We start from the raw sequence: 25,047 nt of genomic DNA, 5'->3' as shown, positions 1-25,047 counted from the left end.
GCGTTGGGTGGTAATTCGTTGTCGGCGATGCGGGTGGCGGCGCGGGTGGCTGATGTGTTCGGGGTGCAGGTGTCGGTGCGTGATCTGTTCGATGCCCCCACCGTCGACGAACTCGCCGAGGCCATCGCCGGACGTGACCCCGTATTGCCGCGCGTCGCCGCGGTGGCGCGACCACAACGGGTGCCGTTGTCGGCGGCCCAGTCACGGATGTGGTTCATCAACCGGTTCGACCCGACCTCTGCCTCCTACAACATCCCCATGGTGCTGCGCCTGACCGGCGACCTCGATCCGGAGATCTTGCGGGCGGCGCTCGGCGATGTCGTCGAACGCCACGAGGTGCTGCGCACCATCTACCCGGCCGACGCGCAGGGCCCTGCCCAGCAGATCCTCGATCCCGATGACGCCCGCACCACGCTGGACTGGGCGCTCGCGGATCGGCGTGCGCAGCTTGTCGATTCGGTCACCACCGGGTTCGACGTCACCCGTGAACTGCCCGTCCGCGGCCGCATTCTGCGGGTGGGTGAGGGCGAACACGAACTCGCGCTGACCGTGCACCACATTGCCTTCGATGGCGGCTCGATCCCGGTCCTGGTGGGCGATCTGCTCGCCGCCTACCTGCATCGCATCGATCCGGCAGTCCCGGCACCCTCGCCGCTCGCTGTGCAGTACGCCGATTACGCGCTCTGGCAGCACTCGGTGCTGGGCGCCGTCGACGACCCGTCGAGCCCGATCGGCCGTCAGATGGACTACTGGCGAGCACATCTCGCGGGACTGCCGGTGGTGACCGACCTCCCCATGGATCGGCCGCGGCCGGCCGTGCGGAGCAGTGCGGCAGGGGTGGTCGCCGTCCGCATCGACGACTCGCTGGCCACCCGGATCGAGGCGTTCGCCGCCGCGCACGAGATCACCCCGTTCATGGTGTCGCACGCTGCGCTGGCGATCATGGTGTCGCGTCAGGCGGGCACCGGCGACGTGGTGATCGGAACGCCGATCTCCGGACGCACCGACTCGGCGCTCACCGATCTGGTCGGCATGTTCGTCAACACCCTGGTACTGCGAACAGCGGTCGATCCGGCGGCGTCGATCGCCGATTTCGTCCGCGCCGTCCGTGCCACCGACCTCGACGCGTTCGCGCACGCCGACGTGCATTTCGAGGACCTGATCGACGAATTGTCGCCGCAGCGGTCCACGTCGTTCGAACCGCTGGTGCAGATCGCGTTCACGCACGTCGCCGCGGGCACCGACTCGCGAGCCGGCATCGAGGCCGCCGGGCTGGTGGCCGAACCGCTCGATCTCGCCGATCCGACAGCGAAGTTCGACCTGACCGTCGGGGTGTCCGATCGCCGGTCCGACACCCCGATGACCGCCGAATTCATCTATGCCAGAGCACTCTTCGACGAGTCTCGGGTGCGCGCATTCGCCGAGTCGTGGCGGGCCGTGCTGACCGCGATGGTCACCGACCCGCACCTCGCCGTCGGCGACATCGACTTCGCCGGCGACGTCGGTGCGGGGGCCGAACTCGCTGTGCACAGCCGCAATTCGCTCGGCGGCACGCAACCCGCCGCCGACGGCGGGTACAGCGCGCCGCGGACGCTGGTCGAGATCCTCGCCGCAACAACCACCGATCCGGCGCACCCGGCGCTCGTCTGCGGCGACCGGCTGATGACGTATGCCGAGTTCGAACAGGCCGTCAACCGGTTGGCCCGTAGGCTCATCGACCGGGGGGTGGGCCCCGGCGACGTGGTCGCGGTCGGTTTGAACCGGTCGATCTCCTCGGTGGTCGCCGCGTTCGGAGTGTTCGCCACCGGTGCCACCTACGTGCCGATCGCGCCGTCGTATCCGCCCGAGCGAATCGCGTTCATGCTCGCCGATTGTGCTGCCCGACTGGGCATCACCGAGCCCGACACGATCGCGCAACTCGGCGCATCCGAGTGCGAATGGCTCGATGTGGCCGCGTTGACGGCCCCGGGGATCTCCGGTGATCCGATCCCGGCGACGGAACGTCGCGGGGTGGTGCGGCTCGATGACCTCGCCTATCTCATCTACACGTCCGGTTCCACCGGCCGCCCCAAGGCCGTCGGCGTCGCGCAGCGCGGCATCGCCAACCTCGTCGACGCCCTCGCCGAGGTGTCCGGTTCGGCTGTCACGGCGCGCGACGTGCGGGTGCTGCACGTCGCATCACCGAGCTTCGACGCCTCGGTGCTCGAGATGCTGTGGGGCATCGGCCTCGGCCACACCCTGGTGATCGCGACCTCCGACGAGTACGCGTCCGACGCGCTCGGCGCGGTGATCGAGAAGGACGCGGTGACCGACGCGATCATCACACCCACGGTGCTCGGGACGGTCGACACCCGCTTCGGTGCGAGTCTGCACAATTTGGCGACCGCGGGGGAGGCCTGCCCGCCGGACCTCGTCGACCGGTGGACCACGGCACACCCGGACCTACGGATGCTCAACCTGTACGGCCCGTCGGAGACCACGGTGTGGGCCACCGCAGCGGTGTCGCACGGCGGCCGGCCGGTGACCATCGGACGACCGATCCGCGGGTTCGGTGCCCACGTCCTCGACTCCCGTCTGCATCCGGTGCCCCAGGGGGCGATCGGTGAGCTCTACCTCGCGGCCACCGACTCGCTGGCCCGCGGCTATCTCGGACGCCCCGGGCTCACGGCCACGTCGTTCGTGGCCGACCCGTTCTCCACCACGCCCGGTGCGCGCATGTACGCCACCGGCGACCTGGTGCGGATCACCACCGCCGGTGAGCTCGACTACGTCGGACGCATCGACACCCAGGTGAAGCTGCGCGGACTGCGCATCGAACTCGGCGAGATCGAAGCCGTACTGGCTGCGCACCCCGACGTCGACTCGGCGGTGGTGATCGGCGTGGGTGGTTCGACGGCCACCGCGCTGGCCGCGTACGTGGTGGCCGACGATCGGGTGGACCTCGGCGAGCTTCGCCGCTTCGCCGCCGAACGCCTTCCGGCACACATGATCCCGGCCTCCCTGCAGGTCATCGACGAGATGCCCCTCACCCCCGGTGGCAAGCTCGATCTGCGTGCGCTGCCCGAACCCGTCCTCGAGGAGGACGACGACACCACCTTCGCGGCCCCCGCGAGCGGGGACGAGGAGCTTGTCGCCGCCGCCTTCGCCGAGGTGCTCGGCAGCGGACCGGTCAGCGTCACGACCAGCTTCTTCGACCTCGGCGGCAACTCGCTGTCGGCCACCCGGGTGGCCGCTCGGGTCGCCGACGTGCTCGGCACCGACATCGGTGTGCGCGACGTCTTCGAGCGCCCGACGGTCCGTGCACTTGCGGCCATCGGGCGGCGTGGGACGCCGGGGATCGCCGCGATCCGTCCCGCCGACCCTCGACCCGACCGCATTCCGCTGTCGTTCGCGCAGTCGCGGATGTGGGTCATCAACCAGCTCGATCCGGCCTCATCCACCTACAACGTGCCGGTGCTGCTGCGGCTGACCGGTGACCTCGACGTCGCCGCGCTGCGGGAGGCCGTGGCCGATGTGGTGGTGCGCCACGAGGTGTTGCGGACCCGCTATCCGGCCGTCGACGGCACCCCGGTGCAGGAGATCGCCACTGCCGATGCCGTCCATGAAGAACTCGATTGGGGCGAACTCGACTGGGCCGTCATCGATTCGGAGGACGACCTCGCTGCGGCGCTCACCCAGGGATTCGACGTCACCGCCCGCCCGCCGGTCCGCGCCCGGCTGTGGCGCGGCGGCGAGCACGACGTCGTCTTCGCCCTCGTCGTCCACCACATCGCCGCCGACGGCGAATCCATGGGACCGCTGGTCACCGACATGATCGCCGCCTACGCCGCGCGCGCAGCCGGCACCTCCCCGCAGTTCGCGCCGTTGCCGGTGCAGTTCGCCGACGTCGCGTTGTGGCAGCACGCCGAGCTCGGCCGCCCCGATGATCCCGATTCGGTGGTGGCGCAACAGCTCTCGTACTGGTCGGCGCAGCTGTCGGGCGTGCCGGACGTGCTGGAACTGCCCACCGACCGCCCGCGCCCTGTGGTGGCGTCCGAGCGTGGTGCGCAGGTGCCCTTCCAGATTCCGGCGCCGGTGGCGGACCGTGTGTCGCACGTGGCGGCAGAACTCGGCGCCACCCCGTTCATGGTGGTGCATGCCGCGCTCGCGGTGGTGCTGGCCCGGCTGTCGGGCACCACCGACATCACCGTGGGAACCCCGATCGCCGGCCGCGGGCGGCGCGAGCTCGATCCGCTGGTGGGTATGTTCGTCAACACCCTGGTGCTGCGCAGCCAGGTGAATCCGGGAACGTCGTTCGCCGATCTGCTCGACGCCGTGCGGGTCACCGACCTCGACGCGTTCGCGCACGCCGACGTGCCGTTCGAGGCGGTCATCGATCACCTGGATCCGGTGCGGTCGGAGGCATTCTCGCCACTGACCCAAGTGTTGTTGACATTCCACCAGGGGATGCTGCCGGAGTTCGCGGCCGGAACCGACACCACCACCGTTGCCGGGTTGCGGGTCGCGCCGATCGCCCCGCAGCAGACCCCGGCCAAGGTCGACCTCGCGTTCGGGATCGCCACCGGCGCGCAGGGCGAGCCGTGGACCGCCCAGATCGTCTACGCCACAGACCTGTTCGACGAGTCGACCGTCGCCGGTATGGCCGACCGCCTGCTCAAGGTTCTTGACGCGTGCGGTGCGGATCCGGCGGTGACGGTGGGCGACATCGCGCTGCTGTCCGAGCGGGAGACCGCGGCGCTGGCCGCGCTGCCCGCACCTGTGGTCGACACTGCGCGCAGTGACCGCAGTCTGGTGGACCTGTTCGCGGCGACGGTCCGCGCACACCGGGAACGGATCGCGGTGACCGCAGGCGCTGCGTCGCTGGGCTACGGCGACCTCGACGCCCGTTCGGATGCGGTGGCCAGCGCGTTGATCGGCCGCGGTGTGGTCCCCGGGGACCTCGTCGGGATCGCCACCGCGCGCACCGTCGACCTCGCGGCCGCCATCCTGGGTGTGCTCAAAACGGGTGCCGGCTACCTGCCCCTGGACACCACCAATCCGCTGCAGCGCCTGGCATTCATCGTGTCCGACGCGTCGGTCGACCTGATCATCACCGATGCGGCCACCGCGGGACACGACCTCTTCACCGCACTGCCCGATGGCGTCACCGCCACCGCCGTCGACGACCTGGCCGCCGAGGGCGCCGGATCGGCGCCGCCGACGGTCGCGATCCGGCCCGACTCCGGCGCCTACGTCATCTACACCTCCGGCTCCACCGGAAGGCCCAAGGGCGTGCGGGTCACTCACCGTGACGTGGTCACGCTGATCGACACCGCGGCAGACGATTTCGAGTTCACACCCACCGATGTGTGGACGATGTTCCACTCGTACGCGTTCGACTTCTCGGTCTGGGAGCTGTGGGGGCCGTTCGCGTCGGGTGCGCGGCTGGTGATCGTCGACCGCGACGTCGCCCGCGACCCGGATGCCTTCGTCGGGCTCCTGGAGCGCGAACAGGTGACGGTACTCAGCCAGACGCCGTCGGCGTTCTATCAGCTCATCGACGCACGTCGTCGTGTCGGCGCCGACCTCGCGTTGCGCTACATCGTGTTCGGCGGTGAGGCCCTCGCCTTCGATCAGGTGAGCCGGTGGTTCGCCGAGAACCCCTCCGACACCACGCAACTGGTCAACATGTACGGCATCACCGAGACCACCGTGCACGTGAGTTTCCGCCCGATCGACCGCACATCGGTCACCGGCGCCGATGCATCCCTGATCGGGCGGCCATTGCGGTCGTTGGGCATCCACATCCTCGATACGCGCCTGCATCCCGTCCCGCCCGGCGTCGTCGGCGAAATCTACGTCACCGGTGGACAACTGGCCCAGGGCTACCTCGGTCGGCCCGAACTCACCACCACCCGGTTCGTTGCCAACCCGTTCGACGGCGGCGGCACCCGCATGTACCGGACCGGTGATCTGGCGCGTCGGGTCGGCGACGACATCGAGTACCTGGGGCGTGGGGACGCGCAGGTGCAACTGCATGGCTTCCGCATCGAATACGGCGAGGTCGAGGCGGCGCTGGCCGCCGCACCGCACGTCAACGCGGCCGCCGCATCGGTGATCGACATCCCCGGTCGCGGCGAGCAACTCGTCGGCTACGTGGCCGCCGACCGGCCCGATGCAGTCGACGTCGACGCGATCCGCGACACCGTCGCGCGGGCGGTGCCGTCGTACATGGTGCCGGGTGTGATCGTGCCGATCGACCGGCTGCCGCTGACCGCCAACGGCAAACTCGATCGCGCGGCGCTGCCGCAGCCCACGTTCGACGCCGTCGACGGCGACGACGCGGTGCCGGCGTCACCCGCCGAGGCCACCCTGGCCCGACTGGTGGCCGGCGTGCTCGGGCTCGAGCGGGTCGCGATGACCGACTCGTTCTTCGCTCTCGGCGGCGACTCGATCCTGGCGATCACCCTGTCGTCGTCGGCGCGCGCCGCCGGGCTGCCGATCTCGCCGCGCGACATCTTCGAGCACAAGTCGGTGCGCGGGCTGGCGGCGGCGGCCGCGGGCGGTCACGACCGGCTGCCGATGCTGCCCGAACCCGAGGGTGGTGCCCGCGGCGGTCTCCCGCTCTCGCCGGTGGCCGCGTGGATGATCGAACTCTCCGACACGCCGGCCGATTTCGCGGACTTCTCCCAGGCGATGACGCTCATCGCACCCGAGGGTTTCGACACCGCGGCGCTGCGCGGCATCCTCGACCCGGTGGTGGCCGCGCACCCGATGCTCTCGGCGCGCCTGGCGCTGGTCGACGGCGCCTGGATCGCGGACGCCGGCACCGGCGCCCGGGCGGCGGTCACCGATCGATCCGTCGACGCCATGGTCGGCGACCCGGCGTTCACCGACGCCGTGCGCGACGCACACGCCGACGCGCTGGGCCGGCTGTCGCCGGCCGACGGTGTACTGGTGTCGGCGGTGTACGTCGCGGGCATCGACGGCGCGCGGGTGGTGCTCGCCGTCCATCACCTCGGCGTGGACGCGGTGTCATGGCCGATCATCATCGAGGATCTGATCACCGCGTGGGCGGCGATGAGCACGGGAACCGTTGCGGCCCTGCGTCCCGAGGTCACCTCGGCACGGGCGTGGCAGACGGCGCTCACCGATCGCACGCCCGCCCGCGCCGACGAGGTGGCGCACTGGCTGGCGCGCGTCGACCGGTCTCCGACCGACCTGGGCGTCACCTTCGACCGTGACCGTGACCGCTTCGCCACCCTGTCCACGGTGACCATGCGCGTGCCCGCGCAGACCACCGAGGCGCTGCTCACCACGGTTCCCGAGGCGTTCGGCGGACACGTCAACGACGCGCTGCTCGGTGCGCTGGCACGCGCCGTGCGTTCGTGGCAGCAGGCGCGCGGCATCGTCGACGACGCCCCGATGTCGGTGCTCGTCGAGGGCCACGGACGCCATGAGGACACCCTCGCCGCCGGCGACGCCCCGTACTCGGCGGACCTGTCGCGCACGGTGGGCTGGTTCACCTCCATCACCCCGGCGCTGGTGGATCCGGGGGCCGACATCGTGCACGCGGTCAAGTCCGCCAAGGAAGAGCGGGTGGGTCAACCCGACCACGGCCTGGGCTACGGCCTGCTGCGACAGTACGACCAGCACATCGCCGAATGCCCTTTGCCCGCAATCGGATTCAACTATCTGGGCGCCGGTACCCGGGGTGGCGACAACGGCCCGGCACTGCCGCTGGCCGCCGACCCGGCTGCGCCGATGCTCCCGGCGTCGGTGTCGGGACGGATGGTGGCGATGAGCACGCTGACCGTCAACGTGGGAACCGCGACCACACCCGGCGGTCGTGAGCTCTCCGCCGATCTGCTCTTCCCGGCCGGCGCGTTCACCGTCGCCGACATCGATGACCTGGGCGCGCGGTGGTCGGCCGAACTGGCGGCCGTCGCGTCCGCGGCGAGCCGTCCCGGCGGTCCGGGCCTCTCGCCCTCCGACGTCCCCGGTGCGGCGATCGGTCAGGACGATCTCGACACTCTCGCCGCGCGGTTCCCCGGCGCCGACATCTGGCCGATGACGCCACTGCAAAGTGGCCTCTACGTGCAGTCGGAACTGGCGGCCGACGCCGTCGATGTCTACGTGGTGCAGGCGGTGCTCCACCTCGGCGGGACGATCGACGCCGATCGTCTGCACCGGGCCGCCGAATCGCTGTTCGGCCATCACCGCGCGCTCCGGTCGGCGTTCGTGCGCTGTCCGGGGGGTGCCGTGGTCACCGTGGTCCCCGAGACGGTCGAGGTGCCCTGGGAGGTCGTCGACGTCGCATCCGATGCCGACGCCGAGGCCGTGGTGGCCGAGATCGCCGACTCGCAGCGGCGCCGCGGTTTCCACCTCGAGTCCGCGCCGCTGATGCGATTCGTGCTCGTCCGCCACGGTGATCCGGCGTCGGGGGGCACCGCTCACCTGATCGTCACCAATCACCACATCCTCATCGACGGATGGTCGGGCCCGTTGGTTCTCGCCGATCTCCTCGCGCTCTACGCGACCGGATCGACATACACCGGCACTGTCGGGACAGCCGGTGCCGGAAGCGATTTCGGCGACCATGCACGACGGATCGCAGCCGCTGATCCCGACGCCGCGCGCGCCGCCTGGCGCGAGGTCCTCGCGCCGGTGCAGGGGCCGACGCTTGTCTCACCGGGAACCTCGGCAGTGGCCGAGGTGCTGCCCCGCGATCAGCGGACGGTGCTCGACACCGAGACGGTGAGCGGTATCGAACGCCTCGCGCGAGCCGAGGGCGCGACGGTGGCCACGGTGCTGCAACTGGCCTGGGCGGTGCTGCTGTCACGGCTGACCGGTAGCCAGGTGGTCACCTTCGGCGAGACCACATCGGGCCGCCCGGCCGACCTGCCGGGTGCGGAGTCGATGGTCGGTCTGTTCATCAACACGGTTCCCGCAGTGGTCGACGTGGATCCCGACGCCTCCGTGTCACAGGTGCTGGCCCGGTTGCAGGCGGCGAAGGTGGCGGTGCTCGACCATCAGCACGTCGGGTTGACCGAACTGATCGCGCTGGCGGGTGTCGGGCAACTGTTCGACACGCTGACGGTGCACGAGTCCTATCCGGTGGACAGCGACTCGCTGGCGGCCGCGGACACCGGCCAGAACGGCGGGTTGCAGATCCTCGATTTCGACGGCACCGATGCCACGCACTATCCGCTCAACATCGCCACCGCGCCGATGCCGGGCGGCCGGATCTCGTTGACACTCAAGTATCTTCCCGCCGCATTCGACGACGGCCAGGTCGAGGTGTTCGGCCGTGCCCTCGTCGAGATCCTGCGGGAAATGGCCGCCGACCCGACCCGGCTCACCGCCGACATCGGCCTGGTCGATGCGGCGCATTCGGCCGAGCTGACCCCCGTCGACGGCGGGCCCGGAACGCCGCCGCGGCTACTCGCCGAGATCTTCGCCGACGCCGCGACCGCCCACGGTGAGCGCGTCGCGGTGAGCGACGCGTCGGGCGCGACGCTGACCTACGCGCAACTCGACGCCGACTCCAATCGACTTGCGCGCTGGCTGATCTCGCGAGGCGCCGGGACCGAAACACTTGTCGCCCTGGCGATCGGCCGCTCGGCGGATCTGCTCACCGCCATCTGGGCCGTCGCCAAGACGGGTGCGGGTTATGTGCCGATCGACCCCGACTACCCGGCCGAGCGGGTGGCGACCATGGTCGAGGACTCCGGCGCCGTGCTGGGTCTGACCCATTCGCGCACCATGCCCGTACAGCCCGGACTGGAGTGGGTCGATCTCGACGATCCGGCGGTGACGGCCGAGGTGTCGGCGTACCCGCAGGAGCCGGTGACATCCGGGCACCTGCGTGCCCCGGTGCGCACCGACAACGTCGCGTACGTGATCTACACGTCCGGATCGACCGGAAGACCCAAGGGCGTGAGCGTCACGCACGCCGGACTGGCCAACTACGCCGACGTGGAGTCGTCGACCTTCCCCGCGGTTCCGCGGCCGGTGGTGCTCGGTTTCGCCTCACCCAGCTTCGACGCGTCGGTGCTGGAATACCTGCTCGCGACGGCGTTCGGCGGTGAGATCGCCTACCGTCCGGCCGATGCCGTGGGCGGCGGCCGGCTCGAGCAGTTCATGCGGGATCGACGGGTCACCCACACATTCCTGACCCCGACGGTGCTGTCGACGCTGGACCCCTCGGCGCTGCCGGATCTGACGGGCGTCGCGGTGGGCGGTGAGGCGGTGCCGCCGACGGTCGTCGATGCGTGGTCGCCGCGGGTGAGCCTGCACAACATCTACGGCCCCACCGAGACCACGATCAGTGTCACCTTCGACCGTCCGTCGCGACCGGGAGACCGCGTGGTGATGGGCGGACCCATCCGGGGCGCGGGAATCGAGGTCCTCGACGCGCGGCTGCATCCCGTCCCCGAGGGCGTGCCGGGCGAGCTCTACATCACCGGACTCCCGCTCTCCCGCGGATACCTGGCACGGCCGGGGCTGACCGCCGAACGCTTCGTGGCGCACCCCGACGGCGCACCGGGCGAGCGCATGTACCGCACCGGTGACGTGGTGCGCTGGCAGCGCAACCGCGACGGCGCACTCGTCCTCGAATACGCCGGACGCAGCGACGATCAGGTGAAGTTGCGCGGCTTGCGGATCGAACTCGGCGAGATCGAGACGGCCCTTGCCGCCCATCCCGCGGTGGAGTCGGCGGTGGTCGTCGGGATCGGTGGCGCCGTCGCGACCGCCCTGGCCGGGTACGTGGTTCCCGACGCCTCGGCGGGCCACGTGGACGTCGCCGAGCTGCGCCGGTTCCTTGGGCAGCGGCTGCCGGCGCACATGGTCCCGGCGAGCATCACCGTGCTCGACGCACTGCCACTCACCCCGGTCGGCAAACTCGACAAGCGGGCCCTTCCCGAACCGCAGCTGGCCGCCGGCACGCATGTGGAGCCCGACGGCCCCGTCGAGGCCTCCGTGGCCGCGGTGTTCGGTGAGGTCCTCGGCCTCGACCGGGTGGGCGCCACCGACAGCTTCTTCGATCTCGGCGGCGACTCGTTGTCGGCGACACGGGCACTCGGTGCGCTGCGCGAACAGCACGGCGAGAACCTCGAGCTCGGGTGGCTGTTCAACGAACCCACCCCGCGCGGGCTCGCCGCCCGCATCGAGGGCGCGGCGTCGGGACCCGGTGAGGTGCTCATCGCGCTCAACGCGCGCGGCACGCGGCCCCCGTTGTTCTGTGTTCACCCCGCCGGGGGGCTGGCCTGGTTCTACGGCGGATTCGTGCCCTACCTCGACGACCGGCCCGTGTACGGGCTGCAGGACCCGCATGCGGTGTCCGGCGAACCGTCGGCCACATCGGTCGAGGAGATGGCGCAGCGCTACCTCGCCGAGATCCGCCGCGTGCAACCGCACGGCCCGTATCACCTCCTCGGGTGGTCTCTCGGCGGATACATCGCCTACGCCGTCGCCACCCGACTGCGCGCCGACGGCGAGGAGGTTGCCTTCCTCGCGGTGATGGATTCCTCGCCGGTGCCTCCCGGCAACCCGGAACAGGGCGCAACGCCGGAGCAGGAAGAGGTAGCCCGGGTGCGGCCCGGCGGTGAACTCGTCGCCGACTTCCTCGGCGGGTGGCGGGATCTGTTCGATCTGGGCGACGATGTGCACGCGAACTCCGCCGACGAGGTGGCCGCGATCGTTCGGGACCGGATCGCTTCGATGGGACTCCTGCGTGACGACCAGGTGCAATGGGTGATGGACAGTTTCGCCGGCGGTGAGGAACTGGTGGAGCGGTTCCGCCCCGATCCGTTCGACGGCTCGCTGCTCGTGTTCACCGCCACCCGTGACAAGGAGGACCCATCGGCGGTCGCGCGGGCATGGGAACCGCACGTGGGCGGGGGCGTGGTCAACGTCGACGTCGACGCCGACCATCTCGGCATGGCCAATGCCGAGGCACTCGCTGTGATCGGACCGGTTCTGGCGCAGCGACTGTCAGAAACCACGATCGCGACGGCCACTATGACGTCGTCCATGGGCACCACCATGGACGTCAAGGACGAGAGATAAGGAAACGAGAATGACCAACCCCTTTGATGACGAGAACGGCCGCTTCTTCGTGCTGGTGAACGACGAGAATCAGCACTCGCTGTGGCCCACCTTCGCCGACATCCCCGACGGGTGGACGAAGGTGTTCGGGGAGGACAGCCGAGCGGCGTGCCTCGAATACGTCGAACAGAACTGGACCGATCTGCGGCCGAAGAGCCTCATCGAGGCGATGGAGGCCGACCGGGCCGGTGACGCCTCCTGATCGGAGGTGTGTGCGAGGGTGTCGCTCGGTTGCCGGCTGGTCGCCGTCCTGTGACACCCGAGTAACGCTTTAACACCAGTAACATCAGCAACATTGGCCACTTCTGAACTCGTCCGTACCATTGGCTTTACAAAGAACACGAATTCATGTGGCTTTGATCACATGTGCTGATGCTTCGTCGGCCGAACTAACCACGCGGGTGCATCCTGAGTGGAAGTGCTGAGGCCGACGATCGGGAGACGATATGGCTGAGGTTGCAGACGTCGACACGTGGGGTGGGCGGACTCTGATGATGGCGGAATTGCGCAATGACGTGATGCGGCGTGCGGAGGCGACGCCGTGGATGACTGCTGTGCGCCTGGGGGACCAGGCGGCGACCTACGGTCAACTCGCCGAGAGTCTGGTGTCGTACGAGAGCGTGATGGACCGTCACGGCATGGCGCCGGAAGCCGCGATCTACGCCGCGCTGATCCAGCGGCTGCCCGCATTGGCCGAGATCAGCGATCCGGCGAAGCAGGGGCAAATGGTCGACCAGGTGCTCGCGTGGCTGGGCCGGAACCTACCGTCCAGTGGCGGCACACTGCGTGTGGCGGGCTGACGCACCACACGCTTGACGGCCTACGCGCCGAGGACCAGCAACACCACCATCAGGATCGGCAATCCGATCATCATGCTCATCGTGCCCAGCACGATGGCCACCACCGCCCGGCCGTTCCCGTGGTAACGCACCGGATCGCGACGGGCTTGCCGTATCCCCACGGCGCCGAGCGCGATCGACAGTAGCCCGAGTACTCCGCCGACACCGGCCATCAGGATCAGCGGCACCGACGTGAGCGCCAGAATGAGTGCGACTGCGCTCGCCGGAGCCGTCCGGCGTGGCGGTAGCACCGAAACGGTGCGCGACACCACTCGTGTCGGCGCGGGCGGCGTGTAGGCGATCGGGGCGTCGAGATCCCAGTAGTCGCCCACTTCGGGAAGTGGGGCATCCTCGCGGGCGCGGGCCGCCCAGGGCGCGGGCGCTGCTGCGGAAACGGCCGCCGGTGCCGCAACCGAGGGTGCGGGTGGCGTCACTGCGGACTCATCCGCGACCGGAAACGGGTCGAGGGTGTTCGAGGCGGGCCAGCGCACGTGGCGATCGGTCACCGGTGCAGCGATGGGGTGCGTCGGGTGATCGGTTCGCATCGGGGCCTCCTCAACCTCAGAACTCATGTTACCGGCGGGTTGTGGACACGACCGAGGTGAACGCGAACGCGCCGCACCGGAATGTCTTCCGGTGCGGCGCGTGGTGTGTCGATAAGGCAGGCTCAGCCGCCGTGCTGACCCATCATCGAGGAGAGCTGGGTGACGGCATCGCCGGAGAGCTTCCACGTGTCGTCGACCTTCACGTAACCCAGAGTGATGTCCACCGGCTGCGGCGTGTGCGGGCTCTTGACCTCCACGGTGGCGTCGGCGGTGTTGTCCCCGGTCTTCTTGACCGACGTCACCGTGTACACATCAGGCGTGTAACCGCCCATCGACGAGCCCTTCGCGTAGGCGATGATGGCCGCCTTGGTGGCGGGATTGGTGGTGTCGACAACGGTCTCGAGGTCGGTGGCCGAGGTGTTCGGGTCCACGGCCTTGCGGAGGATCTCCTGCGCGTCGGAATTGGTGAGACCCGCGACGGCCGCCGCGGCCTCGCTGGCCTTGGATGCGATCGCGGTGGATGCCTTGCTGGTGGCGTCACTGACCGTGTCGCTGTCCGAGCATCCCGCCACGGCGATGACGGTCGCGCCGGCCATCAGGGCCGCAACGACCGATGTGCGAAGCTTCATTGCTACTCCTCCCGAGGGTTTAGTAAGCACACACTAACCCCACGCGGGTCGGGCGGCCCCGGCGGTCGGCCAACTTGCCGCGGCCGACGGTCGGGAATTAAGCGGACTATAGTCCGGTTAGGATGAATGACACTCCGAACCGAACGTCCACCAGGAGGCACGACATGCAATTCGGACTCTTCTCCGTCAGCGACATCACCCCGGACCCCACCACCGGTGTCGCGCAGACCGAGCACGAGCGCATCAAGGCGATGGTGACGATCGCGAAGAAGGCCGAGGACATCGGTCTCGACGTCTTCGCCATCGGTGAGCATCACAACCCGCCGTTCTTCTCGTCGTCACCCACGACGACGCTGGCCTACATCGGCGCGCAGACGTCGACGCTGCAACTGTCCACCGCGACCACGCTGATCACCACCAACGATCCGGTGAAGATCGCCGAGGATTTCGCGATGCTGCAGCACCTCACCGACGGCCGCGTCGACCTCATGCTGGGCCGCGGCAACACCGGGCCGGTCTATCCGTGGTTCGGCAAGGACATCCGGCAGGGCATCCCGCTGGCCATCGAGAACTATCACCTGCTGCACCGGTTGTGGACCGAGGACGTGGTGAACTGGGAGGGCAAGTTTCGCACTCCGCTGACCTCGTTCACCTCCACCCCGCGGCCGCTGGACGACGTGGCACCGTTCGTGTGGCACGGGTCGATCCGCAGCCCGGAGATCGCCGAACAGGCCGCCTACTACGGTGACGGCTTCTTCGCCAACAACATCTTCTGGCCCAAGGAGCATTTCGAGCGCCTGATCTCCTTCTATCGGGAACGCTACGAGCACTACGGCCACGGGCAGGCGCATCAGGCGATCGTCGGGCTCGGCGGTCAGTTCTTCATCCGCAAGAACTCGCAGGACGCCGTCAACGAGTTCCGTCCGTACTTCGACAACGCGCCGGTGTACGGTCACGGGCCGTCGTTGGAGGACTTCACCCGTGAGACCCCGCTGACCGTGGGTAGTCCGCAGGAGTTCATCGACCGCACGCTGTCGTTCCGGGAGTCCTTCGGCGACTATCAGCGGCAGCTGTTCCTCGTCGACCACGCCGGACTGCCGCTGAAGACGGTGCTCGAGCAGCTCGACGAACTCGGCGAGGTGCTCCCCGAACTGCGGAAGGGATTCGCGCAGGGACGTCCGGCCGACGTGCCCGACGCACCCACCCACGCGTCGCTGGTCGCCGCCCGCACCGCCGCCGACACCACCGAGGAGGTCAACGCATGAGCAACACCACGCGATTGGTCGCCGTCAACGCCAGCCTGAGCGATCCGTCGTCGACCCGGATGCTGGTCGACCGGCTTGTCGAGGCCGCGACCGGAATGGCAACCTCCCGCGGAGATCGCGTCGACGTCGAGGTGATCGACCTGCGCGATCTCGCAGTGGATATCGGACGGTCGCTGGCCGGCGGTTTTCCCAGCGGCGCCGTCGCCGACGCGATCCGGCACGTCGAGCGGGCCGACGCGCTGATCGCGGCCACGCCGGTGTTCAACGCCTCCTACGCGGGGCTGTTCAAGTCGTTCTTCGACCTCGTCGACGTCGATGCCATGCGTGACAAGCCGGTGCTGATCGCCGCCACCGGCGGCAGCCCGCGACACTCGATGGTGCTCGACCACGCGCTGCGGCCGTTGTTCGCGTATCTACGGACCGTGGTGGTCCCGACCGGCGTGTACGCCGCGGCCGAGGACTGGGCCGGCGGCTCCACCGATACCGTGCCTTTGGCCGACCGCATCACACGTGCGGCCGCCCAGCTCGTCGCGCTGACTCCGCCACATGCCGGCGCCAGTACGTCCTCTGACCCGGTCTCGTCATCGCGTCCGGCGGACCGGCAAGAAGCCGATGGAATCGCCAACTTCGCCCGGTTGCTCGGCGGGGCCTGATCGCCACACCGGTCCGTATGGCTTTTGCGTCGGAATCCGACGCAAAAGCCATACCGATCACTGCTTCTCGATGGACTCATGCGTGCCCGGGAGTGTTCTCCCGGGCACGCAGTCGTGTTCCGGGCAGTATGGGGGCGGGCAGATGCTGCACGTCGCCCTCGTAGCCCTGCACCTGACCGAATCTCTCGCTGTGCGCCATCCACTCCCGGCGGAACTCGACGATGTCGTCATGGCTGCGGCCGACGAAGTTCCACCACATGATGATGTTCTCGCGCAGCGGTTCCCCGCCCAACAGGACCACGCGGGCGATGTCGTCGGAAACGTTGACCAGCACCAGGTTTCGCGCTCCGACGCCGACATATCCCATCTCGGTACGAGAGATCGCGCTGCCTGCGGAATTACGCACCTCCACCACGCCCTGATCGACCAGGACGCCGTGTTCGTACGACGGATTCACCGCGATCTCGATCTCGGCGCCCGGCGGCAGCAGCAATTCGGCACCCAGCAGTGGGCTGAAGGTGTGCACCGGCGACACATCGCCGAGCAGTGCACCCAGGAACACCCGGGCCCGCACCGCGCCGACGGTGATCTCCGGTGGGACGTAGTGGACGAAGTCGCGGGCGGTGTCGGCGGCGTCGGCGGGCAGCGCCACCCACAACTGCACTCCGTGCAGCACCGTGGTGTCGGCCGTGGAGACCTCGGTATGGGCGATGCCGCGGCCCGCGGTCATCAGATTGAGCTCGCCCGGGCGCACCATGGCCACATTGCCCAAGGTGTCGCGGTGCTCGATCTCGCCGGTGAACAGCCAACTCACGGTTTGTAATCCGGTATGCGGATGCGGAGGCACATCCATGCCACCCGTGCGGGAGACGTCGTCGGGACCGTAGTGGTCGACGAAACACCATGCCCCGATCAGCGATCGCGATCGCTGCGGCAGGGTGCGGTGCACGGTCATCGCCCGCGGCCCGCCCAGCGGGACGTCGCGGGCGGTCAGGATGTCGACGCGGATCGACCCGTCACGATCGGGGTCGGCGTCCTCGGTGACGGTGTGGCACTCGACCTCCGACGGGTGGACCTCGAGGTTGCTCATAGCGCTCACTTTCGGCACATGGAACTCGTGCGGCAAGTCTACGGGCCGCCGGACTGGCGCAGCCCGGACGAGGGTCCGCCCGGACGAGGGTCAGTCCGGTACGACCGTGGCGTCGGCGAAGGTCATCTCCAGATGCGCCACCGACATCGTCATCAGCGCGTGTCGGCTCAGGCGCAGCGAGCGCAGTTCGTCGGCGATGGGATGGTCGCCGAGACGCAGGGTCGCACCCGCGGGTCTGGCGCGTACGCCGGTGAGCGACCCCAGTCGCCACGGGATCGAACGCAGCGTGCCGTCCATGCGCGCGTACGCGGTGAGTTCGGTGCCGGCCGAGGGCACCGGGACGGCAACTCCGCGGCCCAGGCGTAGATCGGCGATCAACTCGCCGTCCTCGGACACCCTCGCATGCTTGTGCGGTCCGTCGTGATCGGCCTCGAACTGGGCCATGAACTTCGGGAAGCCCCAGATTCCGCGACCGGCGGCGCACGTGAACTCGCCGTCGACGGGTAGTCGCTGCACCATCGCATGCGCATCGCCGCGGGCCAGCGACGCCAGTGCGCCGAGCGGGCTCGACCGGTGGGCCGGATCGTCCACGAGAAGGCACACACCGAACTCGTTGTACGGTCCGAGGTCGCCGTCCACGTAGTCGACGAACACCAGCATGCACAGGCCGCGACCCGGGCGGATCTGCAGTGGCCGTAGAACATCCGGATGCTCCGGATCGTTCATGGCCCGCTGCAAGGCGGCGGCGTCGGCGGTGAATGCGGCGGCAAAGCATCGCGCGTCGCGGATCTCGACGGGCATGGCCACGGTGGTGCCCAGGACGTCGTGCGTCGAGCCGGTCGTCACTGTTGCCTCCGGGAATGACGCATGACGCAAAATGTAACACGTTGCAGTTCTGTGCGATCGCTCTCGGTGCGGTGTACTGAATCCCGGAACGATCGGGTGGGAGGCGACCTCGTCGATGAATGGTGACCGAGCCGAAACGGTGCGCGTGGGGATGGTCGACGACCACCGGTCACCCATCTGGGGTATCGAGGCGATCCTCGAACACGAGGCCGACCTCGTGCTCGCCGCGACGGCTCCGACGGTCGACGAGTTGCTCGCGATCACGTCCGATCTCGATGTGGTCCTTCTCGATCTGCGCCTCGCCGACGGAACCACCCCGCGCGAGAACGTGCTGCGCCTGGCCGAACACAACGCGCGCGTCGTCGTCTATACGTCGGGGGAGCATCCGCCTCTGATGAGGTCGGCCGCGCGTGCGGGCGCGTTGGGCATGGTGCTCAAGTCTGCGTCGGAGGCGGAGATCATCGACGCCATCCGGGCCGCCGGGGCCGGCCGGGCGATACCGACCACCGAATGGGCGGCGGCAATCGACGGCGACCCCGACATCGCCGGGGTGGATCTGAGCCCACAGTTACAGAAGGTGCTGGCGCTCTATGCGTCCGGCGAGACGTCGGCCGGCGTGAGCGCGGCGCTGGGAGTGAGCGCCGAGACCGTGAACGAATACCTCAAACGCATCCGGCAGAAGTATGCGGAGGCGGGACGACCCACGCGCACCAAGGTCGATCTCTACAAGCGGGCCATCGAGGACGGTTGGCTGCCGGTGCCCCGGCGTGAGGATGCGCAGCGCGGCCAGTGATCGGCACGAGGGTCGCGCGTGTCACGGTGAGCCTCACCTGCGTCAACGCCGTGAATTAGACAAAACTTGCAACTGCAACCAAGACCCCATTTCTGGGTCTACCGTCCTGAACAGCGACTTCATACCATCTTCTCAGAGTCGGGGATCTCTGTTGTTGTCTGTTGAGTCAGTGAGGACGTTGCTCGTGAGCGTAGTTCCCGGATCTCCCTATCGAGCACCGCTCGGAGGGGGATCGGAGTCCGGCCAGTCGAGGCGGTGGGCCCCCGTGAAGCAAGGCGCGGCGCAGGTCACCCGTATCGCGGATTATCGGCCCGCCGCACCGGCTGCACCGCCGGTGCGCCGACCCGATCTTTCCGATCGCGAGGTGGAGGTGCTGCTCGCGTGGCTCGCCGCCGATTCCAAGGAAGAGGCTGCCGAAGCCCTCTTCATCTCCTCCTCGACGGTGAGTACCCACCTGGCGAGGATTCGGGTGAAGTACACCGCGGTCGGCCGCCCGGCGCCCACCAAGACCCACTTGTTCGTGCGCGCGCTGCAAGACGGACACACCACACTCGACCGCTGGTGAGGTGAAGGATCGGCCGCCCGCCGGCCGATCCCGACCCCGATCTCAGGCGCCGATGTCGCGTGCCAGGAGCGGCCACGTCTGATACAGGTCGTCCTGCCAGTAGCCCCACGAGTGCGTGCCGGTGGACCGCAGGTTGATGTGGGCCGGGATGTGGAGCTGCGCCAGTCGCGTGGCCATCTGGCGGGTGCACTGGTCGATGGCCAGCTCGATGACACCGCCGAGCAGCGCCTGGTTGGCCAGCACCAGCCCGTCGCCGCCGATACTCGGATCGCTCAGTTGCTCGTGCGGTCCGGGTAGTCCGGTGCCCGAGGTCATGTAGATCTTGGTGCCGCGCAGCCGCTCTGCGTTCAGGTAGGGGTCGTTGACACGCCAGCCGGGTCCGTCCAGTGGGCCCCACATGTTCACCATGTTGCCCCCGCCACGGTCCTGCACCACGAAGCGGATGTACTGCTGGCCCAACCGATCACTGGTGCGCGCGCACCCGCTGAACGAGGCGATCGACGTGTAAAGCCCCGGTGCCGCCAGCGCGAGGTTGAACACGGTGGTGCCCGCCATCGAGATGCCGGCGACGGCCTTCTTGCCGGTGGTCGGGAAGTGCGCGTCGAGCAGCGGCGGCAGCTCCTTGGTGAGGAAGGTCTGCCATTTGTTGCGGCCGAGTACCGGATCGTCGCGCTGCCAGTCGGTGTAGTACGAGAACGCGCCGCCGATCGGGGTCACGACGTAGACGTTCTTGTCGGCGAAGAACTTCTTGTAATCGGTACGGGCGTCCCAGGTGGCCGAGTCCTCGCCGCCGCCGGCCCCGTTCAGCAGGTACAGCGTGGGGGCGCGACGGTGACGGTCCTTGGGGGTCAGCACCGTCACCGGGATGGTGCGGCTCATCGCCGCCGAGTAGACCATCGCGGTGACCTGCTGCGGATCGTCGTCGGTGAGGCTCTCGATGTGGGAGGTGGCGGGTGCGGCGAGCGCGGGACCCGCGGTGCCGGCCAGGCACGCCATCACCGCGGCGAGAGTGGCCACCCACAGCAGTCGAAGTCGGCGCATGGGCCTCCCGTCGTCGGGTCGTCGCAATTGGCTATCGACAACCTACATTGTCAGCGATGTCGACGACGTCGCGGTGACTGCGGGGTGTGATCGCGCGCGTTAGCCGTCGACGCGGTGCGATTCGGTAGACGCGGTGGCTGTACCGTACGCGTTTACCGAATCGGGCCGCGTACGTGGCCGCGGGTCTCCATAACCCCCCGTGCCCGGCCCGGCGGTGATGTCGAGGTGGACGCGATTTGGCCCCCACCTGCGGATTCGCCTACACTTGTGGGGTTGCCTGCGGTGCGCTACGCGCCGCGAGTCGGCCCGCGAACCCACTGGACTGTTGCATCGGATCATCGATCGGATGCAAAAGCCCAGGCAGGCGCGTGTTCGGCGGCAACAGACCGTGTGCGTCGGGTCGGAAATCCGGCGCACAGATGCGGTGATCCACCCCGGTGGATTCGCCGTGTCGACGACATCCAGGTCAAGGAGACTAACGAGTGATTCAGCAGGAATCTCGCCTGCGGGTCGCCGACAACACCGGAGCCAAGGAAATCTTGTGCATCCGCGTGCTGGGCGGCTCGTCTCGGCGCTACGCCGGCATTGGTGACGTCATCGTCGCCACTGTCAAGGACGCCATCCCCGGCGGCAACGTCAAGCGGGGAGAGGTCGTCAAGGCGGTCGTCGTGCGCACCACCAAGGAGCGCCGCCGTCCGGACGGAAGCTACATCCGTTTCGACGAGAACGCCGCCGTCATCCTCAAGGGTGAGAGCGACCCCCGCGGTACCCGCATCTTCGGCCCGGTGGGCCGCGAGCTGCGTGAGAAGAAGTTCATGAAGATCGTGTCGCTGGCACCGGAGGTGATCTGACATGAAGGTGCACAAGGGTGACACCGTGATCGTCATCTCGGGCAAGGACAAGGGCGCCAAGGGCAAGGTCATCCAGGCCTTCCCGAAGGAGCAGCGGGTCCTGGTCGAGGGCGTCAACCGCATCAAGAAGCACACCGCCGCCTCGGCCAACGAGCGTGGCGCATCCTCTGGCGGCATCGTGACCCAGGAGGCCCCCATCCACGTCTCGAACGTGATGGTGGTGGACTCCGACGGCAACCCCACCCGCGTCGGCTACCGCGTGGATGAGGAGACCGGTAAGAAGGTCCGGATTTCCCGCAAGAACGGGAAGGACATCTGACATGACCACAACTGAGAAGACCCAGCCCCGGCTGAAGCAGCGCTACCGTGCCGAGATCAAGGACGCGCTGAACACCGAATTCGACTACGCCAACGTGATGCAGATCCCGGGTGTGGTGAAGGTCGTGGTGAATATGGGTGTCGGCGATGCCGCCCGTGACGCCAAGCTCATCAACGGCGCTGTCGCCGACCTCGCCCTGATCACCGGTCAGAAGCCGGAGATCCGTCGGGCCCGCAAGTCCATCGCTCAGTTCAAGCTGCGTGAGGGCATGCCGATCGGTGCGCGCGTCACGCTGCGCGGCGACCGCATGTGGGAGTTCCTCGACCGGCTCGTGTCCATCGCGCTGCCCCGTATCCGCGACTTCCGCGGACTCTCGGATCGTCAGTTCGACGGCAACGGCAACTACACCTTCGGCCTCAACGAGCAGTCGATGTTCCACGAGATCAACATCGACAAGATCGACCGGCCGCGGGGTATGGACATCACCGTCGTCACCTCGGCGACCACCGACGACGAGGGCCGTGCGTTGCTGCGTCACCTCGGCTTCCCGTTCAAAGACAACTCCGTGAAGGACAACTGAGATGGCAAAGAAGGCTCTGGTCAACAAGGCCAACGCGAAGCCCAAGTTCGCCGTGCGGGCCTACACCCGGTGCAACCGCTGCGGTCGTCCGCGCGCGGTCTACCGCAAGTTCGGTCTGTGCCGTGTGTGCCTGCGCGAAATGGCGCACGCCGGCGAGCTCCCGGGTGTGCAGAAGTCGAGCTGGTGACTTTCCGCCGGTGAGATGAGCTCGACCGCTGGTTGAGCGCCCTACCGCTGGTTGAGTGTCTGACCGCTGGTTGAGCTTGTCGAAACCACCAGCGACACAACAACATACGATTCGGCCCCGCCTACCGTGATGGGAGGCGGGGCCGATTCGTCGTTGGAGGCGATCTCAGCCGAACACCCACGCATTGGGCGCACACACCAGAGGTACGTCGGCGCCCAGGGCACGGAGCACGATCGACGTGGTGCGTGGGGAGTACACCATCGACACGTGATCGGAGGTGTCCTGAGTGCAGCCGTCCTGCAGCGTTACGTTGCGCGTGTTCTTGGTGCCAGCGGGGAAGAAGGTCGAGTAATACGGAGTGGTGACCTCGTCATAACGGGTTGCGACGATCGTGTATTTGATATCCCCGATTGCGTACACGCCGCCGGCGTTCAGGTTCCTGATGAACGGCGAGTCGTAGACCTGCTGGATGCCCGCCACCCCCACGCCCAGCGCGACGGGACCGAGGACGTCGATACCGAGGTTGTTGACGGTGCGCCCGAGCGTTCCTATGCCGTCGAAGGTGGTGCCATTGTTGGTCGCACCCAGGGTGACCACGCGCGCCACCTTGTCGGCGCCCCATCGAACCGGATGTATTGTCGCAGCGAGATTCCGCCCTGCGAATGGCCGACCATGTCGACCTTGGCGGCTCCGGTGGATCGGCGTACCTTGTCCACGAATTCGGCGATCTGGGTTCCGGATTTCACGATGTCACCCGTGGCGTAGGCGCCCGGCAACATTGCGACGACTCCGCCGCCGGCAGCGGTGGACTGGATTCCGTAATTCAGTGCGTAAACACAAAAGCCGGCGCGTTTGAGCGCGGGTGAGATCATCGCCCAGTTGTTGTAGGCGTTCTCCCAGGTGCCGTGAACAAGGACGATCGGGTTCTTGCCTTGCGTCGGCTTGCACGACCAGTCGTTCGCGCCCGGGGGGCCGACGGTGGGACTGGTGAGCCCGTAAGCGAAGGCGGGCAGGAACGAATCCTGCTCGGGCCCGTTGCCTTTGGGGGTGAACCAGGTGCTCGGCCCGTTCAGCAAGAAGGTCTCGGCGACGACTGGTTTGCGGAGCCCGTCGGAGATGTAGTTGGCGAGTTGCTGCTGCGTGGCCGCGGCTGCCGGGCCCGCGAGCCCGATTCCGATTGTCACGGCTGCCGCGACTGCCGCACAGAATGTGGCGAGACGGTGGATGCGGAAATGTCGGTGTACCGGCGTAGTAATCACTCGGGGCGCTTTCGGCTGAATGCGGCTGACCCTTTGCCACCGCGAACCGGAACATTACTATGTAGCGCCTAGCAGCGTGGCACATCGCACACTTCGATCACGTGCATTCTGCGATCACAGCTTTTGATGTGTGGCCCCGCCGTCCACATGGAGGGTGGGGCCACACGTTGCCTGCGTCACCCGGCAGTGGGGCGACGTCGACGGCGTTGTTGTCGGTTGGGTCCGTAACTGCGTGAGATCACCCGCGGACCGACGGTTCGGATATTCGGGTCGGGGAGAAGCCCCTTGATCGGTTGGTGAACGTGATCGAGTCCGTACCGCTCGTCCCACGGGTAGATGCCGTGGTCGTCGGGCCATACGACCTGCACCGCAGGTGCGTCGGGGAACAACTCATTCGCAATCGTCATGTCGTCCTTGTCGATCACCTCGATGAGGCGCACCGGTACGTCGAGTGATCGCAAGGCGATCTCGGTGTCCGCGGCCACCAGGCTCCGCCAGTCGCATCGGTGAAGGGTGTCTCCGAGCTCGTTGAGAACACCGTTCGCGGTGATGGCATCGAGGCCGAAGACCAGGAGCTCCGGCTGATCGTGCAGCACCAGACCGGCGGTGTAGGCGAACGCGGCATCGGGGATCTCCTCGGGCGTTTTGCCTTCATCCGCGCAGTATTTGCAGAGCTCGGAGACGGCGGTGACCGACCAACCGTATGAGCGGATGCGATGCAGTGCGTCTTGCACCAGCGGATTGGGATGCCAGCGCGGAATGCCACGGATGGCTGATGCGTGATCGGACATGATTCGCTCCTTTGTTCGAACGGGTGTGACCATGAGATCACGCCGGTCCGACAAGTCCGATGGATACCTCGAACGATGGGTGTGAATGGAGTCGAGTAGCAGATCAGCGGAATGTGCGACGTGCTATTTCCTCGACCTCGTCCTCAGTCGGCGGGCTCTTCCACCTGCTGACACCGCTTCTGCGGTAACGCTTCTCGATGAGTGGCCCCGCTTCCCGACAGGGAAGCGGGGCCACTGTCTTTGATCGGTATGACGGGTAAGTATGACGGAGGGCCAAGGGAGACGGCTCGGGTCAGTGCGCCAGCACGGTGAGGAGCACTGCGGAGTCGTCGTTCGCCCTCAGGGTGTGTCGGGCGTCGGGAATGGTGACGAGGTCACCCGCCGTGCCGTGCCAGTCGTCAGGGCCCGCGGTGAGGGTGACGTCGCCACGGAGGACCTGCAGGGTTGCCTCACCGGGACTCTCGTGTTCGGCGAGTTCGGCGGCGGCTGCAAGGGCGATCACTGTCTGACGCAGGTGACGTGACGAATCGCCATGGAGGGTGTGACCGGCTCTGCGACTGTGTGCGGTGCGCGCTGTGGCGATGAGTTCGTCGGCGAGGGCTGGGAGTCGGGTGGAGTCCATGTCTCACGATGGCACGTGATGCACGACGGACGTGCGGCATTAGCGGACTTCACACCTGCGTGTCGTCGACCTGCGGCACCGC

General features: G+C 68.0%; 18 protein-coding genes and 1 pseudogene. 11 read left to right on the top strand and 8 right to left on the bottom strand.

The window, feature by feature from the left end:
* The first annotated feature begins 3 nt into the window (after window positions 1-3).
* The 3 genes from ACWDTD_RS02500 (at window position 4) to ACWDTD_RS02490 (ending at window position 12,890) form a co-directional block, all read left to right on the top strand.
* Window positions 4-12,051 carry an amino acid adenylation domain-containing protein gene (locus ACWDTD_RS02500; RefSeq protein ID WP_449745491.1) on the top strand — a complete coding sequence of 4,016 codons (12,048 nt, stop codon included), beginning with the start codon at window positions 4-6 and terminating at the stop codon, window positions 12,049-12,051.
* A gap of 10 nt (window positions 12,052-12,061) precedes the next feature.
* Window positions 12,062-12,292: an MbtH family protein gene (locus ACWDTD_RS02495; RefSeq protein WP_449745460.1), complete on the top strand. Its 231-nt coding sequence runs from the start codon at window positions 12,062-12,064 to the stop codon at window positions 12,290-12,292.
* Window positions 12,293-12,536: 244 nt separating this feature from the next.
* On the top strand, window positions 12,537-12,890 hold the full coding sequence (locus tag ACWDTD_RS02490; protein ID WP_449745459.1) for a hypothetical protein: 354 nt from the start codon (window positions 12,537-12,539) through the stop codon (window positions 12,888-12,890).
* 20 nt (window positions 12,891-12,910) lie between these two features.
* Here ACWDTD_RS02490 and ACWDTD_RS02485 read toward each other — a convergent pair whose 3' ends face one another.
* Window positions 12,911-13,474: a DUF4190 domain-containing protein gene (locus ACWDTD_RS02485; RefSeq protein WP_449745458.1), complete on the bottom strand. Its 564-nt coding sequence runs from the start codon at window positions 13,472-13,474 to the stop codon at window positions 12,911-12,913.
* Window positions 13,475-13,596: 122 nt separating this feature from the next.
* A complete protein-coding gene (locus tag ACWDTD_RS02480; protein ID WP_449745457.1) occupies window positions 13,597-14,103 on the bottom strand; it encodes a DUF4878 domain-containing protein in 507 nt (168 codons plus the stop codon).
* Between the two features lie 164 nt (window positions 14,104-14,267).
* Between ACWDTD_RS02480 and ACWDTD_RS02475 the strand changes: the two genes are divergently transcribed.
* Entirely contained in the window at window positions 14,268-15,368 is a 1,101-nt protein-coding gene (locus ACWDTD_RS02475; protein ID WP_449745456.1) for an LLM class flavin-dependent oxidoreductase, read from the top strand.
* Complete coding sequence (locus tag ACWDTD_RS02470; protein ID WP_449745455.1) at window positions 15,365-16,021, top strand: CE1759 family FMN reductase; 657 nt, start codon at window positions 15,365-15,367, stop codon at window positions 16,019-16,021. Before ACWDTD_RS02475 ends, ACWDTD_RS02470 begins: the two co-directional genes overlap by 4 nt.
* A 76-nt stretch (window positions 16,022-16,097) precedes the next feature.
* Here ACWDTD_RS02470 and ACWDTD_RS02465 read toward each other — a convergent pair whose 3' ends face one another.
* Both ACWDTD_RS02465 and ACWDTD_RS02460 read right to left on the bottom strand, forming a co-directional pair.
* A complete protein-coding gene (locus ACWDTD_RS02465) occupies window positions 16,098-17,111 on the bottom strand; it encodes a pirin family protein (RefSeq protein WP_449745454.1) in 1,014 nt (337 codons plus the stop codon).
* Window positions 17,112-17,201: 90 nt separating this feature from the next.
* Entirely contained in the window at window positions 17,202-17,957 is a 756-nt protein-coding gene (locus ACWDTD_RS02460) for an acetoacetate decarboxylase family protein (protein WP_449745453.1), read from the bottom strand.
* A 115-nt stretch (window positions 17,958-18,072) separates the two neighbouring features.
* Here ACWDTD_RS02460 and ACWDTD_RS02455 point away from each other — a divergent pair, with 115 nt between their 5' ends.
* Both ACWDTD_RS02455 and ACWDTD_RS02450 read left to right on the top strand, forming a co-directional pair.
* Window positions 18,073-18,750 (top strand): response regulator, encoded by a 678-nt coding sequence (locus ACWDTD_RS02455; protein WP_449745452.1) that lies wholly within the window; start codon window positions 18,073-18,075, stop codon window positions 18,748-18,750.
* A 178-nt stretch (window positions 18,751-18,928) separates the two neighbouring features.
* Entirely contained in the window at window positions 18,929-19,315 is a 387-nt protein-coding gene (locus ACWDTD_RS02450) for a LuxR C-terminal-related transcriptional regulator (RefSeq protein WP_449745490.1), read from the top strand.
* Window positions 19,316-19,357: 42 nt separating this feature from the next.
* Here the strand turns inward: ACWDTD_RS02450 and ACWDTD_RS02445 are convergent, their stop codons facing one another.
* Complete coding sequence (locus ACWDTD_RS02445; RefSeq protein WP_449745451.1) at window positions 19,358-20,356, bottom strand: alpha/beta hydrolase; 999 nt, start codon at window positions 20,354-20,356, stop codon at window positions 19,358-19,360.
* A gap of 482 nt (window positions 20,357-20,838) precedes the next feature.
* Between ACWDTD_RS02445 and rplN the strand changes: the two genes are divergently transcribed.
* Genes rplN through ACWDTD_RS02425 form a run of 4 tightly spaced genes read left to right on the top strand, consistent with a single transcriptional unit; the run spans window position 20,839 to window position 22,293 of the window.
* Entirely contained in the window at window positions 20,839-21,207 is a 369-nt protein-coding gene (gene rplN / locus ACWDTD_RS02440) for a 50S ribosomal protein L14 (RefSeq protein ID WP_449745450.1), read from the top strand.
* 1 nt (window position 21,208) lies between these two features.
* Entirely contained in the window at window positions 21,209-21,526 is a 318-nt protein-coding gene (gene rplX / locus ACWDTD_RS02435; protein WP_449745449.1) for a 50S ribosomal protein L24, read from the top strand.
* Between the two features lies 1 nt (window position 21,527).
* A complete protein-coding gene (rplE, locus tag ACWDTD_RS02430) occupies window positions 21,528-22,106 on the top strand; it encodes a 50S ribosomal protein L5 (RefSeq protein ID WP_449745448.1) in 579 nt (192 codons plus the stop codon).
* 1 nt (window position 22,107) lies between these two features.
* Window positions 22,108-22,293, top strand: coding sequence for a type Z 30S ribosomal protein S14 (locus ACWDTD_RS02425; RefSeq protein ID WP_449745447.1), 186 nt, complete (start codon window positions 22,108-22,110; stop codon window positions 22,291-22,293).
* Between the two features lie 165 nt (window positions 22,294-22,458).
* Here ACWDTD_RS02425 and ACWDTD_RS02420 read toward each other — a convergent pair.
* From ACWDTD_RS02420 to ACWDTD_RS02410, 3 genes and pseudogenes are all read right to left on the bottom strand, one after another.
* Window positions 22,459-23,549 (bottom strand): annotated as a pseudogene (locus tag ACWDTD_RS02420) (esterase/lipase family protein).
* 179 nt (window positions 23,550-23,728) lie between these two features.
* Window positions 23,729-24,343 carry a DUF4262 domain-containing protein gene (locus tag ACWDTD_RS02415; RefSeq protein WP_449745446.1) on the bottom strand — a complete coding sequence of 205 codons (615 nt, stop codon included), beginning with the start codon at window positions 24,341-24,343 and terminating at the stop codon, window positions 23,729-23,731.
* A 292-nt stretch (window positions 24,344-24,635) separates the two neighbouring features.
* Window positions 24,636-24,965, bottom strand: coding sequence for a LuxR family transcriptional regulator (locus tag ACWDTD_RS02410; protein WP_449745445.1), 330 nt, complete (start codon window positions 24,963-24,965; stop codon window positions 24,636-24,638).
* Between the last annotated feature and the right edge of the window lie 82 nt (window positions 24,966-25,047).

Source organism: Gordonia sp. NPDC003425 (genome assembly GCF_053588635.1).
This window is presented reverse-complemented; position numbering and strand designations above follow the sequence as displayed.

What these genes read in the sequence shown, in the direction of transcription:
- ACWDTD_RS02485 (WP_449745458.1), bottom strand. Translation starts at nt 13,474, where the DNA reads ATGCGAACCGATCACCCGACGCACCCCATCGCTGCACCGGTGACCGAT.
- ACWDTD_RS02470 (WP_449745455.1), top strand. Translation starts at nt 15,365, where the DNA reads ATGAGCAACACCACGCGATTGGTCGCCGTCAACGCCAGCCTGAGCGAT.
- ACWDTD_RS02495 (WP_449745460.1), top strand. Translation starts at nt 12,062, where the DNA reads ATGACCAACCCCTTTGATGACGAGAACGGCCGCTTCTTCGTGCTGGTG.
- ACWDTD_RS02415 (WP_449745446.1), bottom strand. Translation starts at nt 24,343, where the DNA reads ATGTCCGATCACGCATCAGCCATCCGTGGCATTCCGCGCTGGCATCCC.
- ACWDTD_RS02455 (WP_449745452.1), top strand. Translation starts at nt 18,073, where the DNA reads ATGAATGGTGACCGAGCCGAAACGGTGCGCGTGGGGATGGTCGACGAC.
- rplX (WP_449745449.1), top strand. Translation starts at nt 21,209, where the DNA reads ATGAAGGTGCACAAGGGTGACACCGTGATCGTCATCTCGGGCAAGGAC.
- ACWDTD_RS02480 (WP_449745457.1), bottom strand. Translation starts at nt 14,103, where the DNA reads ATGAAGCTTCGCACATCGGTCGTTGCGGCCCTGATGGCCGGCGCGACC.
- ACWDTD_RS02445 (WP_449745451.1), bottom strand. Translation starts at nt 20,356, where the DNA reads ATGCGCCGACTTCGACTGCTGTGGGTGGCCACTCTCGCCGCGGTGATG.
- ACWDTD_RS02490 (WP_449745459.1), top strand. Translation starts at nt 12,537, where the DNA reads ATGGCTGAGGTTGCAGACGTCGACACGTGGGGTGGGCGGACTCTGATG.
- ACWDTD_RS02410 (WP_449745445.1), bottom strand. Translation starts at nt 24,965, where the DNA reads ATGGACTCCACCCGACTCCCAGCCCTCGCCGACGAACTCATCGCCACA.
- ACWDTD_RS02465 (WP_449745454.1), bottom strand. Translation starts at nt 17,111, where the DNA reads ATGAGCAACCTCGAGGTCCACCCGTCGGAGGTCGAGTGCCACACCGTC.
- ACWDTD_RS02475 (WP_449745456.1), top strand. Translation starts at nt 14,268, where the DNA reads ATGCAATTCGGACTCTTCTCCGTCAGCGACATCACCCCGGACCCCACC.
- rplE (WP_449745448.1), top strand. Translation starts at nt 21,528, where the DNA reads ATGACCACAACTGAGAAGACCCAGCCCCGGCTGAAGCAGCGCTACCGT.
- ACWDTD_RS02425 (WP_449745447.1), top strand. Translation starts at nt 22,108, where the DNA reads ATGGCAAAGAAGGCTCTGGTCAACAAGGCCAACGCGAAGCCCAAGTTC.